Origin of the sequence: Mucilaginibacter aurantiaciroseus (assembly GCF_024055595.1) — a bacterium.
GTDB lineage: Bacteria > Bacteroidota > Bacteroidia > Sphingobacteriales > Sphingobacteriaceae > Mucilaginibacter > Mucilaginibacter aurantiaciroseus.
In genome coordinates this window covers 592,846-606,161 of the sequence record NZ_JAMXOF010000002.1, presented here as the reverse complement: position 1 = coordinate 606,161, position 13,316 = coordinate 592,846, and the positions used below count along the sequence as shown (strand labels likewise).

At 42.3% G+C, this 13,316-nt stretch carries 12 protein-coding genes; 9 read left to right on the top strand and 3 right to left on the bottom strand.

All coding sequences use genetic code 11. From position 1 onward, the window contains the following. Window positions 1-120 precede the first annotated feature (120 nt). The 5 genes from NAF17_RS10870 to NAF17_RS10850 are packed head-to-tail and all read left to right on the top strand — an operon-like array spanning window position 121 to window position 3,927. Window positions 121-960: an ABC transporter ATP-binding protein gene (locus tag NAF17_RS10870; protein ID WP_252758015.1), complete on the top strand. Its 840-nt coding sequence runs from the start codon at window positions 121-123 to the stop codon at window positions 958-960. A gap of 8 nt (window positions 961-968) precedes the next feature. Next, the gene (locus tag NAF17_RS10865) at window positions 969-1,766 is read left to right on the top strand and encodes a hypothetical protein (RefSeq protein WP_252758014.1); all 798 of its coding nucleotides are present in this window, start codon (window positions 969-971) and stop codon (window positions 1,764-1,766) included. 1 nt (window position 1,767) lies between these two features. Continuing rightward, window positions 1,768-2,157 (top strand): GntR family transcriptional regulator, encoded by a 390-nt coding sequence (locus tag NAF17_RS10860; protein WP_252758013.1) that lies wholly within the window; start codon window positions 1,768-1,770, stop codon window positions 2,155-2,157. Beyond that, the gene (locus NAF17_RS10855) at window positions 2,147-2,887 is read left to right on the top strand and encodes a hypothetical protein (protein ID WP_252758012.1); all 741 of its coding nucleotides are present in this window, start codon (window positions 2,147-2,149) and stop codon (window positions 2,885-2,887) included. The genes NAF17_RS10860 and NAF17_RS10855 overlap by 11 nt, the downstream gene beginning before the upstream one ends. Window positions 2,888-2,934: 47 nt before the next feature. Continuing rightward, window positions 2,935-3,927, top strand: coding sequence for an NAD(P)H-quinone oxidoreductase (locus NAF17_RS10850; protein WP_252758011.1), 993 nt, complete (start codon window positions 2,935-2,937; stop codon window positions 3,925-3,927). A gap of 42 nt (window positions 3,928-3,969) precedes the next feature. Here the strand turns inward: NAF17_RS10850 and NAF17_RS10845 are convergent, their stop codons facing one another. Both NAF17_RS10845 and NAF17_RS10840 read right to left on the bottom strand, forming a co-directional pair. After that, a complete protein-coding gene (locus tag NAF17_RS10845) occupies window positions 3,970-5,304 on the bottom strand; it encodes an SGNH/GDSL hydrolase family protein (RefSeq protein ID WP_252758010.1) in 1,335 nt (444 codons plus the stop codon). 13 nt (window positions 5,305-5,317) lie between these two features. Continuing rightward, a complete protein-coding gene (locus NAF17_RS10840) occupies window positions 5,318-6,541 on the bottom strand; it encodes an OmpP1/FadL family transporter (RefSeq protein ID WP_252758009.1) in 1,224 nt (407 codons plus the stop codon). A gap of 203 nt (window positions 6,542-6,744) precedes the next feature. Between NAF17_RS10840 and atpD the strand changes: the two genes are divergently transcribed. Both atpD and atpC read left to right on the top strand, forming a co-directional pair. Then, window positions 6,745-8,250, top strand: coding sequence for a F0F1 ATP synthase subunit beta (atpD, locus tag NAF17_RS10835; RefSeq protein ID WP_252758008.1), 1,506 nt, complete (start codon window positions 6,745-6,747; stop codon window positions 8,248-8,250). Window positions 8,251-8,345: 95 nt separating this feature from the next. Then, a complete protein-coding gene (gene atpC / locus NAF17_RS10830; RefSeq protein WP_252758007.1) occupies window positions 8,346-8,600 on the top strand; it encodes an ATP synthase F1 subunit epsilon in 255 nt (84 codons plus the stop codon). Between the two features lie 80 nt (window positions 8,601-8,680). Here the strand turns inward: atpC and NAF17_RS10825 are convergent, their stop codons facing one another. Next, window positions 8,681-9,388, bottom strand: coding sequence for an ankyrin repeat domain-containing protein (locus tag NAF17_RS10825; RefSeq protein ID WP_252758006.1), 708 nt, complete (start codon window positions 9,386-9,388; stop codon window positions 8,681-8,683). Window positions 9,389-9,727: 339 nt separating this feature from the next. On the opposite strand from NAF17_RS10825, the gene ilvD reads away from it, so the two are divergent. Both ilvD and ilvB read left to right on the top strand, forming a co-directional pair. Then, a complete protein-coding gene (gene ilvD / locus NAF17_RS10820; RefSeq protein ID WP_252758005.1) occupies window positions 9,728-11,440 on the top strand; it encodes a dihydroxy-acid dehydratase in 1,713 nt (570 codons plus the stop codon). A gap of 85 nt (window positions 11,441-11,525) precedes the next feature. Next, complete coding sequence (ilvB, locus tag NAF17_RS10815) at window positions 11,526-13,280, top strand: biosynthetic-type acetolactate synthase large subunit (RefSeq protein ID WP_252758004.1); 1,755 nt, start codon at window positions 11,526-11,528, stop codon at window positions 13,278-13,280. The last annotated feature ends 36 nt before the right edge of the window (window positions 13,281-13,316 follow it).

Sequence of the window (13,316 nt, the reverse complement as noted above, 5' to 3'; positions counted from 1 at the left end):
TAAAATGATTATTCGCCTATTTATTATAACAGCGATGTTATTTATAAAAAAATATATCTAAAAATTTTGAAATAATAAAAATCATGGTACATTTGTAGTGTACTACTTAACTAATACACTATGATACAATTCAACAATTTATCTTTTGGTTATTCTCGAAAACGACTTCTTTACAAAAATTTAACGCTATCAATCGAAAATGGCAGCATATATGGCTTATTAGGTAAAAACGGAGCAGGCAAGTCTACACTGTTAAAAAACATGGTAGGTACATTATTCCCATTGGAGGGCACAATATCTATAAATGGTAAAGAACCAAAAAGCCGTAAGCCATCTTTTCTTCAAACTATTTATTACATAGCCGAGGATGTATTTGTGCCACCTGTAACTATTAAACAATATGAAAGGCTCTTCGCCCCTTTTTATCCTTTATTTAATAAAGAAAGTTTTTACAAGTATTTATTGGAACTGGAAGTAAGCATTGATGGCAAGTTGAATAAATTATCATTTGGGCAGCAAAAAAAATTTGTTATTGCTTTTGCATTAGCCTGCAATACCGAAGTACTATTAATGGACGAACCCACTAACGGGTTGGATATCCCATCTAAAGCGCAATTCAGAAAACTTATCGCGTCAGTGATGAATGAAGACCGCATCATTTTCATGTCCACCCATCAAATACGCGATTTGGAGAACATGATAGACAAGGTAATGATTGTGGATGACGGCAACCTGCTGTTACACTCTTCTATTACAACTATTGCCGAAAAACTTTGCTTTAAAACTGTAACCTCCCCTCCGATAGGAGTAAAAGTACTATACACAGAAAAAATGCTTAGGGGTACATCGGTAGTTATAGAAAACATAAACGGCGAAGATTCGGCTCTCAACCTCGAACACCTATTTAACGGAGTTACAGAAAACCCAGCGATGGCCAAACAATTATTCCCACTTAACTAACGCCTGATATGAACGATACTTTTAACCTAACCCGGTTTAGCTTGTTGTTAAAGAAAACAGTTTTAGAACGCCCCGTACAACTTATCGGCCTTATGGGGCTAATTTTATGTTTTACACTCATTTTATATTCGCTTGTATTATATAGTATTGATTATGGGTCTGCTCAAAACATCTCTTTTATATGGGGGTTTATTGGCGGCGGTACTGTGTTAGCATCCTTTGTTTTCGGCTATTTTAATACCAATGCAGGTGGCTCTGCTTATTTAACATTGCCTGCCTCGGCGCTTGAGAAATGGCTTTGCAGTGTTTTAATAGCTGGCATATTTTTCCTTGTTATCTTTTTGAGTTTCTACCGGGTTATGGATTATATTTTTGTAACAGCGTACCATAAAGGGTTAGACCATACAAGCCCTCTCTATCAGCGGCTTTACGACCATGTGTACCTATATCCCCTTTACCAAAATAATGTGGTAAACAAGGTATATATAATATGGGCTAATTGCGCCGGAGTAATGCTGATTGGCTCGCTGTATTTTAACCGGGTGGCAATTGTAAAAGTATCCTTATTAGTTTGTGTAGTGCTTGGGTGCATTTACTTTTTAAATTTGGCCGTTGCAAGTGCATTATTTAGCAATATTGATGTCGCCTTTCCATTTTATACGGTGCTGATAAAAGTACGATCGGAGGTTGGTGTGATACAGTTACCGCAAAGAGCATACCAGATGTCAGATATATTTATTAATTATATTTTACCTGCTACATTGTGGATAACGGCCTATATAAGGCTTAGAGAGAAAGAAATTTAGAATGGATTTTAGAGAAAAACAAGCAATATATCTACAAATAGCCGAGTACGTTTGCGATCAGATACTACTAAAACATTGGCAATGCGGCAATAAAATACTAAGCATCCGTGATTTGGCTGTGATGATGGAGGTTAACCCCAATACTGTACAGCGCGCGTACGATTTTTTGCAACAGCGAGAAATTATAACCAACAAACGTGGCATAGGTTACTTTGCTGATGATGATGCAGTAAACCGAGTGGTCAGCTTTCGGAAAGAACAGTTTATAGAAAACGAATTGCCCCTATTTTTCCGCAACATCTATCTTCTTAATGTCCCGATAGAAGACATAAGTGTACGTTACAAATCATTTATAAATCAAAATTTCAAAGATAATAAAGATGAAAAATAAAACAGGCCTTAAAATAAGTACTGCCATATTACTTACGGTTTTAACATTAATGGTGATAGGTGTCTTTGCATCAAATTTAGTATTAAAACATGTATACGACAAAATAGATAAAAGCGACCTTTATTGGAATTACAACCGTATACTGGAACAACCTTACCATCACCTAAAAATAGAAGGCGGAAATATAACCAACATTATTTTCGAACAAAACACGAAACCATCAGTGCGGGTGCTAAACGACTGGAGAGAGTACGAGAAAGATGTTACTTTTAGAGCTTTTGTTAAAAATGACACGCTACACTTTATCTTCCCCAATAAATATAAAAACTTAAATGAACGCGACTGGATGAGCCGCACAGTGTTAGTGCGTTTATTTGCCCAGCAATTACTATCAATAGATGGCAGCAACACCAACCTTGAATTACAAAAGTTGAGACAAGCTAATATCAGCATTAAATTAAACGGAAAATCGCGCCTGGAGGTAGAAAGTTATAATCACAATTTCGACACGCTAAGTGTTACCCAGGCAGATTCGAGCCAGGTATCGTTCGAAATGTCGCCAGAATTAAAAGGCACTCAAAACATGACATTTAAAAACGTTACCGCCTTGTTAAAGGACTATACTTTGCTGGATATTGGGCACGGCTATGCAGCTAAATTAAACCTTAATCTGGCAGATAGTGCAGCAGTTATACTTTCGGGCAAATCACTAAAGGCAATGCAACAATAATATGCATTGCAAAACATTTTTTATGGTTTGATGTGTTACCAATAGATATGAAAGCCATCATCATAACCCAGCCCGGCGGGCCCGAAGTTTTGCAAATTGAAGAAAGTCCTATTCCTGCCTATACCTCAACCGAGGTACTCATCAAAGTGATGGCAGCGGGCATTAACCGGCCGGACGTGGCGCAGCGTAAAGGCAACTATCCACCACCTGCGGGTGCGCCTGTTGACATTCCCGGATTGGAAATAGCAGGTATTGTGTCCGAAGTTGGCAGCGACGTTACCCGCTGGAAAGTTGGCGATAAGGTTTGCGCCCTTGTGATTGGCGGAGGCTATGCGGAATATTGCAATGCACCCGAGGGCCAATGTCTTCCCATACCCGATAACCTTTCATTCGCCGAAGCGGCATCCCTCCCGGAAACCTTCTTTACCGTATGGAGCAATGTGTTCGACAGGGCTAAATTGCAACCGTGCGAAAGCTTGCTTGTACATGGCGGCAGCAGCGGCATTGGTGTAGCGGCCATCCAAATGGCAACTGCCTTGGGCAGCAAAGTTTACGTTACAGCAGGCAGCAAAGAGAAGTGTAAATTCTGTGAAGACCTTGGCGCGATAAAAGCCATGAATTATAACGAAGAGAAGTTTAACGATGTGATAGCCGGGCTAACTGATAGTAAAGGCGTGGATGTAATATTAGATATGATAGGCGGTGCTTACACTTCCCTCAACATTAAAAGCCTTGCTACCGAAGGCCGGTTGGTGCTCATCAATACCATGAAGGGTAAAACAGTAGAGGTTGACCTAAGCGAAGTAATGCGCAAACGTATCAACATAACCGGTTCTATGTTACGCTCTCGCGATGTGGGGTTTAAAGCGGCCATCGCCCAAAATCTCGAAGAGCATATTTGGCCCTTACTGGCATCGGGGAAAATAAAACCTATAGTCTATAAAGTATTTACTGCTGACGAAGCGGCAAAAGCCCACGAGTTAATGGAAAGCAGCGAGCATATGGGGAAGATAATGTTGAAGTTTGAAGAGAGCTTATAGTTGATGGTTCATAGCAAAAACACCATGAACCATCAACTAATATTAATTCGGGAACTTAACTCCGCGGTAGTTTGAAATATTTACGGCCGGTATTGTTGAGCCGTAGTTTGAGTTGATCGCTTTGATGAACTGGTTAGCTACAATAGCATAACCGCGTGGCGTTAGGTGAACTCCATCCAGCGAAAAGATACCACCACTAATATAGCTTGAGTTTGCACTCACACCATCAATTAACAAACCATTTGCTTTAACACCATTAAGGTAAAAATAAGCATCAAATACAGCTAAGCCTTTTGTAGCGGCTACTGCTTTAATAGTTTTGTTGTAGTCGGTAACGTAATCTTTTACTATGGTCACTTCGTTATTATCCAACACATATTGATTTTCGATAGGCGCGTAAGGTGTTAGTCCGTAAGGCACCATACCTACAGGTGAAGTAACCATAGCCCCTATTTTTGCTGTAGGGAAAGTTAATACGATTAGATCTGAGGCAGTCGCGGCACGTGGCGCATAAGTTGTATTAGTAATATCTACAGTAGCACGTGCATTTACATAAAGTGCCTGGGCTTGTGGATTAGCCTTTTGCACAGCGCCTAAAATAGCACCAACTGTAACCGTAGTAAAATATGGTACCGATGTTACGTCCGGAATAGTTGCAACAGCACCTTTAGCGCCCTTTTCGGTTAGTTTTGATATAGATAAAGTATACAGCTGCGCAAATTGTGTTTTATCAGTCAATACATCGCCTGCGCCACCACTGGTAGCATAACCTAAGGCATCGTTATAACCCAACCAGTCGGTAAAAAAGGTGAAATCTTTGGCGGTAACAAAATCAAGGTAAGTAGTATTATTTGTTGGTGGGTTACCCGGCAGCAAACGCTCAAAATATGGGTTTAAATTACCATAAGGCGCGTAAGTTATCTGTTTTAATTTAATACCCGGCACACCGTAGTTATTAAGGTCTCCGCTGTATTTGGTTAATAGAGTAACATCACCAAAACCGGGGATGGTTACTTTACCACGTACCGCATTATTTTCGGTAACAGTAGTAGTAATAGGCGTGCCATTAGGATTAAAGCCGGTCAATTTCAAATAGGTGGAGCCATTTGCCTGTGCTTCGGTAAACAATGGCTGGGTAAATGTACCGCCACCAACTAAAGCCATTTGTTTGGCAATGATGCTTGGGTAGGAGTTTTGCTGGCCTTCCAGGTATAAACCGTTATCGGCAAAACCTGCGGTTAACGAGTTACCTACTGAGATGTAGCGGGTAAAATCGGCAGTTCCTTCGCTTTTCTTGGGGCTCTCGAAAGATGGTTTGCAACCTGCAAATAGTGCAAATGTTGCAGCAAAGTATATATATTTATTAAACGTTTTCATTTTTTTGATGGTATTACCAGTGGTAAGAAAGTGAAACACCCGGGATGTAAACATTGCTTTTGAATGTCCCCGATAAGTTAGATTCGATATTGGTTTGGAAACGAGAGAACAAGTGTTCGTACTCGAAAGAAAAATCCAGATCGAGCTTATTCGTAAGCTTGTAACCCAATCCTGCTGTTAAGTAATAGCGGTTAGCATCCGGCACTTCCGGGGTTACATAACCATCATTTACCGCAGTGCTGGCGTAACCACCACCAAGGCGTACGGCAACCTTACGGCTTGTTTTATATTGCGCACCACCCCTTAAGCTGAATGCATCTTTATAGTTTCGTGGCGAATAGGTATCCTGCAAGGTGGATGTGTTTGATGCATAATCAAACGCCAGGGATTTGTATGAATGCCATCCCACAAAATTCGCGTCGAAGGCAACCGTCCATTTCGCATCCGGGGTATAACCAAAACCGATTGAAGCATTTGCCGGCAACGGGATACCTGCCATAAATGTGTTTGGCTGAGGGAAGTTTGCCTGCAGCGAATTTGCCACACTAAAAAAAGCATCACCCTTTTTTATAGTAGTGTTAACCTGCGAGCGGTAATCTAAACCAATAGTAAATTTGCTGCTTGGTTTAATAAAGATACCGGCATTCCACCCGTAACCGCGGCCGCCGCCTGTTAAACGCGCCTGGCCGGGATTGCCATCAGGGCCACTCACCGGGATAGCGCGTTGTAAGTCAACCGAAGCGTGGTTATAGACAAAACCTGCACCAATACTTAAGTAATCAGTCAGTTTGTAGCTAACCGTTGGCTGGAAGAATATCGCTTTTAGATCCAGGCTTTCCAGCACGTATTTACCTTGCCAGTTGCTGCCCCAGTCGATTAAACCGCCAAACGGGGTGTACACACCAAGGCCTACTTTCCAGCGGGCCGCCTTAGGCCCCCAAACAGCGTAGGCATTAAAAGGGGTAGCAACTTTTTCTTTTACAAATGCTGTACCCGATGCACCCGCACCCTGAAAACCCGACTTAAAAAAGAGCGGACTTATACCTGCCTGCAGATAGTTTTCAGATAACATGGCCATTGCACCGGGGTTAAAAACAACCGAAGCCCCATCCTGCAGCAAGCCGGTGCCGGTGTGGCCCATGCCTATTTGCTTTTGTCCGTTTAGGTTAACCATAAAACCCTGGGCATAGATAATACCAGGCGATAACCATATTAAGAGTAGTAGAGTTTTTTTCATTTAATACGTTAAGAGGCTGTAAAGCCGGTTTTAAATTTGGTAAACAAAACTACAAAATTGTCGCTAAAAAATTCCACGCAAATTTCTTCACATTACTATTTAAATATTTGGCAATAAACCTTAACTTTGCACCTCTGAAATAGTACCGTTTTGTATAGAAGGCATCTGTTTCATTATAAATTATTTAAAACACCAGGTTATATATGCCAAACATTGGAAAAATATCAAGGATCATCGGTCCGGTAGTTGACGTAAGTTTCGCTGATGATGCACATCTTCCTAAGATCTATGATGCGCTTGAGATCACAAAAGACAACGGACAAAAAATCATTTTAGAAGTTCAGCAACATTTAGGTGAAGACCGTGTGCGCGCAATCGCTATGGACTCGACCGACGGTTTGCTGCGCGGCATGAAGGTTTTAGATACCGCTGCTGCTATTAAAATGCCGGTTGGTGAGCAAATCAAAGGCCGTGTATTTAACGTAGTAGGTGATGCAATTGATGGCATCCCTAACCTTGACAAAACCAATGGCCGCTCAATCCACGCAACTCCTCCGCGTTTCGAAGATCTATCTACCGAAACTGAGGCATTGTTTACCGGTATTAAAGTAATTGACCTTTTAGAGCCCTATGTAAAAGGTGGTAAAATTGGTTTGTTTGGTGGTGCCGGTGTTGGTAAAACAGTATTAATACAAGAACTGATCAATAACATCGCGAAAGCTTATGCAGGTTTATCTGTATTTGCAGGTGTAGGTGAGCGTACCCGTGAAGGTAACGACTTATTGCGCGAGATGCTTGAATCGGGCATTATAAAATACGGCGATGCATTTATGCATTCAATGGAAGAAGGCGGATGGGATCTTTCTAAGATAGACCCTGAAGCTTTGAAAGAATCAAAAGCGACATTTGTTTTCGGACAAATGAACGAGCCTCCCGGTGCACGTGCACGTGTGGCACTTTCTGGATTGACCCTTGCAGAGTACTTCCGCGATGGTGATGAAGAAGGTAAAGGCCGTGATATTCTGTTCTTTATTGATAACATCTTCCGCTTTACACAAGCAGGTTCTGAGGTATCGGCACTATTAGGTCGTATGCCATCGGCGGTAGGTTACCAGCCAACACTGGCTACCGAGATGGGTACCATGCAAGAGCGTATCACTTCGACAAAACGTGGTTCAATTACATCTGTACAGGCCGTTTATGTACCTGCAGATGATTTAACTGACCCTGCACCGGCAACAACATTTGCTCACTTAGATGCAACAACCGTACTTTCACGTAAAATTGCCGAGCTTGGTATTTACCCTGCGGTGGATCCATTGGATTCTACCTCACGTATCCTTAGCGCAGCTATCTTAGGCGACGAGCATTACAATACCGCTCAACGCGTTAAAGAAACTTTACAACGTTATAAAGAGCTTCAGGATATCATCGCCATCTTAGGTATGGATGAACTTTCTGAGGAAGATAAGTTAATTGTATCACGCGCACGCCGTGTTCAGCGTTTCTTATCACAACCATTCTTTGTTGCCGAGCAGTTCACCGGCTTAAAGGGTGTATTGGTTGACATTAAAGACACCATCAAAGGTTTTAACATGATCATGGATGGCGAAGTTGATGAGTACCCTGAAGCAGCATTTAACCTTGTAGGCAGTATTGAAGATGCTATTGAAAAAGGTAAAAAATTATTAGCAGAAACTAATAACTAAAGCCCCACCAGACGTCCCCGCAGGGGAGGAAGAAAAGGCATAATAATAATTAAATTAAAATCTTCTCCCTTCCGGGGAGAGTTAGAGAGGGGCTCATGACATTAGAAATTCTTACTCCTGATAAAAAGATCTACGAAGGCGAGGCTACCTCGGTTACCTTACCCGGTACATTAGGGTTTTTAGAGATCTTGAATAACCACGCCCCTATTATTTCTACTTTAAACGATGGCAAATTAACCATCCGCGGTGCCGCAGGTACTAAAGAAGAAGTATTTTTTATCCAGGGTGGTGTGGTAGAAGCCTTAAACAATAAGGTTACTGTATTAGCGGAGGGTATTATTATTAAATAGACTTTGTATATTGATATATGGAAAGTCCGGTCAGTATTGGCCGGACTTTTTTTTTGCTTGTTTTTTGTTCTTTGAAATTTTTATTGCAGCAGGGTACAAATGTCTTTATAGCCGCTACTTTTTGCCGCATCGCAAATACTTTTTACGTCCTTATTTACTAAGGCTTTATCAGCATGATATAGTAGCAGTAGTTTCACTACTTCTGCATTACCTTTTTGGGCCGCCAGATATAAGGCTGTTTCGCTATCACGGTTCACCGGATTTGGATTTGCGCCTTTTTCAAGTAACTGTTTTACAATAGCTAAGTGGCCTTTGTAGGATGCTATTAATAATGGTGTCGATTTATCCTGGGCTTTACAATTAATATCAACCCCTTTAGTAAGGAGTAATTGAACAATTTCTGTTTGTCCGTTCCTTGCCGATATTATCAAAGGGTTCCAGTTATGTTCATCCGGCGTGTTGACGTCCGCTCCATTTTCAATTAGATAACCGGCAACTTCAACATCGGCGCTTTGGCATGCCACCATCAATGGTGTCCAGTTAGATTTTGAGGTTAAAGAAATGTCCGCCCCGTTCTCTACAAGCAACTTTACAGCTTTAATATCATTCCCGATAACGGCTATAAGCAAGGGCGTCATGTTATTTTCGTTACGCTTATTTACATTGCTTTTAGATTTTATCAGCTCGGCAATTTTGTCATAATCTTTACCCTTTATGGCTGTAAAAATCTCCTGCCCAAAACAAGTTGTCGAATAAGCAAAAAGCATAAAAAGTATTATTTTCTTCATATTGTGTGTTTAAGATAGAAAGGTAATAATTCCGGTCAACTTTTTTCCGTTTCTACTCATTTCACGCCGAATTTCGGCAACTTACTATGCATGCATAAAAAACATACCAAATACCGTTTTAAACTTTGGTATAAATTAATAAAAATATAATTTTATATTTACAATATATAAACAAATTAAATATTGATTATTAAAAATAAACAATACAATATGCTTATTTAAAATAACTGTTTAATGTCTTGCTATTCCATAAGGCTATATCTAACTTACGAATACACAATACAACATTAATCGCTAACGCCGGCTTTGGCGGGTACGAGAGATAAAAACGCTTTAAAAATGAGTTCATCATCAAATACTACAACCGCTGTAGAGATAAACAAATACAGTAAAACCTTTACCCAGGATGAAACCCAACCTGCGGCAAAAGCCATGCTGTATGGTATTGGCCTTACTGATGATGATATGCAAAAAGCACAGGTTGGTGTTGCCAGCATGGGTTATGATGGTAATACCTGTAACATGCACTTGAATGATCTTGCCAAATTGGTAAAACAAGGCATTTGGGACGAGGATATGGTAGGCCTGATCTTCCACACCATTGGCGTAAGCGATGGCATGAGCAACGGTACCGAAGGTATGCGTTACTCCTTGATGAGCCGCGATATTATCGCCGATTCGATTGAAGCAGTAACCGGTGCGCAATATTACGATGGTTTAATAACCCTGCCGGGCTGTGATAAAAACATGCCGGGCTCTATCATGGCAATGGGCCGTTTAAACCGCCCCTCTATTATGGTATATGGTGGTACAATTAAACCCGGCCATTGGAAAGGCGAAGACCTTAATATTGTATCAGCTTTTGAAGCTTTAGGTAAAAAAATAGCAGGCCAAATTACTCCTGAAGATTTTATAGGTGTGATTAAAAACGCCTGTCCGAGTGCAGGTGCCTGTGGTGGTATCTACACCGCTAATACGATGGCTGCCGCTATCGAGGCTTTGGGTATGAGCTTGCCTTACTCCTCAAGCAACCCTGCTTTAAGCGATGATAAAAAAGCAGAGTGTTTAGCAGCGGGTAAAGCCATAAAGATCTTATTAGAGAAAGATATCAAACCATCAGATATCATGACGCGCGCTGCTTTCGAGAACGCGATAGTGATCATCATGGTTCTTGGTGGTTCTACCAACGCGGTATTGCACTTAATTGCAATGGCTAAAAGTGTTGGTTTAAGAGTTACGCAGGATGATTTCCAAACCGTAAGTAACCGCATCCCGGTACTGGCCGATATGAAGCCAAGCGGTAAATATATGATGGAAGACCTGCACAACATTGGCGGTGTACCTGCGGTAATGAAATATTGCCTAGCACAAGGCTGGTTGGATGGCAGCTGCCTTACCGTAACCGGTAAAACAATTGCAGAAAATTTAGAAACCGTTCCCGAAATAAACTTCGAGACACAAAAAATTATACTCCCGGCCGAAACACCTATTAAAGCAACCGGGCACTTACATATCTTATACGGAAACCTTGCTGAAGGTGGCAGCGTAGCCAAGATCACCGGTAAAGAAGGCACCAGCTTTGAAGGCCCCGCCCGCGTGTTCGATGGCGAGTTTGAGTTGATCCACGGAATCCAAAGCGGCTTTGTTAAAAAAGGCGATGTGGTGGTTATCCGTAACGTTGGCCCAAAGGGCGCGCCTGGTATGCCCGAGATGCTTAAACCTACCTCAGCAATATTTGGTGCAGGTTTGGGAAGTTCGGTAGCGTTAATTACTGATGGCCGTTTTAGTGGTGGCACACACGGTTTCGTGGTAGGCCACATCACGCCGGAAGCTTATGACGGTGGTGGTATAGCATTTGTAAAAGATGAAGACAGGATCTTTATTGATGCTATAAACCGCACCATTAATGTAATGATAAGCGACGAAGAATTTGCCGCCCGCAAAGCCACCTGGAAACAACCGGCTTTAAAAGTAAGCAGAGGGCTTTTATACCGATACGCCAAAACCGTAAGTAATGCTGCCGAAGGTTGCGTAACAGATGAAATGCCATAGTTTGAACCGGCATTTTTAGAATTAAAGAGTTGTTAGAATAGAATAAAACCGGTGTAATAAAAATCATCGGTGTAATCACAGAATAATGGAAACACAAACAATCACACAACAAATCGGAGGGATCGCAGAGAAATCGGTGAAATCGCCAGTAATACAACTATCAGGATCGGAAGCATTATTAGAAGCCTTGATCGTGGAAGGTGTGGATACCATTTTTGGTTACCCCGGCGGTGCTATTATGCCTATTTATGATGCATTGTACGATTATAGCGAAAAGCTGAACCACATCCTGGTGCGCCACGAGCAGGGCGGCGTACATGCCGGCCAGGGTTATGCGCGATCATCGGGCAAAGTGGGCGTTGTTTTCGCAACCAGCGGCCCCGGTGCTACCAACCTGGTTACCGGTTTAGCCGATGCACAGATAGATAGCACACCATTGGTTTGTATCACCGGCCAGGTTTTCGCGCACCTTTTGGGTACCGATGCCTTCCAGGAAACGGATGTAATAAACATCACTACCCCGGTTACCAAATGGAACTACCAGGTAACCGATGCTACCGAGATCCCTGAGGTGCTTGCCAAGGCATTTTACATAGCCAAAAGTGGTCGCCCAGGCCCGGTTTTGATTGATATAACTAAAAACGCGCAAATCCAGAAATTTGATTACGAAGGCTACGTTAAATGTAACCATATCCGTAGCTACAGGCCAAAACCAATCGTTCGCCCGCAGTATATCCAGGAAGCAGCCGAGCTGATCAACTCCGCTAAAAAACCATTCATATTATGGGGACAAGGTGTAATATTAGGCAGTGCCGAGCAGGAGTTTAAAACTTTTGTAGAAAAAAGTGGCATCCCGGCAGCATGGACCATCCTTGGTGCAGGGGCCATACCTACAGACCATCCACAAAACGTTGGTATGCTGGGAATGCACGGCAACTACGGGCCAAATGTTCTAACTAATGAGTGCGATGTATTAATCGCAATAGGCATGCGCTTTGATGACCGTGTAACAGGCCGCCTTGATAAATACGCCAAGCAGGCAAAGGTGATCCATTTGGATATAGACCCTGCCGAGATCGACAAGAACGTAAAATCTACCGTACCTGTTTGGGGCGATTGTAAAGAAACCATCCCGATGCTTAGCGCATTGGTTGAGAAAAAAGAGCATACGGAATGGCTTGCCAAATTTAACGATTACACCCGCCAGGAAGTTGAGCAGGTGATTTATAAAGAACTTAACCCCACCACGGTCGAAATGACCATGGGCGAGGTGATCAAACAATTAAATGAGATCACCAAAGGTGAGGCAATTATAGTAACCGACGTGGGTCAACACCAAATGGTAGCCTGCCGTTATGCGCAGTTTAATAACACTCGTAGTAACGTTACCAGCGGTGGTTTAGGCACCATGGGCTTTGCCCTGCCTGCAGCCATTGGCGCTAAATTTGGCGCGCAAGACCGTACCGTAGTTGCCATTATTGGCGATGGCGGTTTCCAGATGACCTGCCAGGAATTGGGTACCATAATGCAAAGCGGTATCAATGTAAAGATCATTATCCTTAACAACCGTTTCCTGGGCATGGTTCGCCAGTGGCAGGAAATGTTTAACTCGCGCCGTTACTCGTTCGTAGATATCCAAAGCCCCGATTTTGTGGCGCTGGCAGCAGCATACCGTATCCCCGGCAAAGTAATTGACGACCGCAAAGACCTGCCATCAGCATTAAATGAAATGCTGAGCAATCCGGGTTCATTCCTTTTAGAAGTAATGGTAACCAAAGAGAACAACGTGTTCCCGATGGTACCGCAAGGTTGCAGTGTAAGCGAGATCAGGTTAAAGTAGAAATCAGCCCCTCCCAACCTCTCCGGAGGTGAAGAG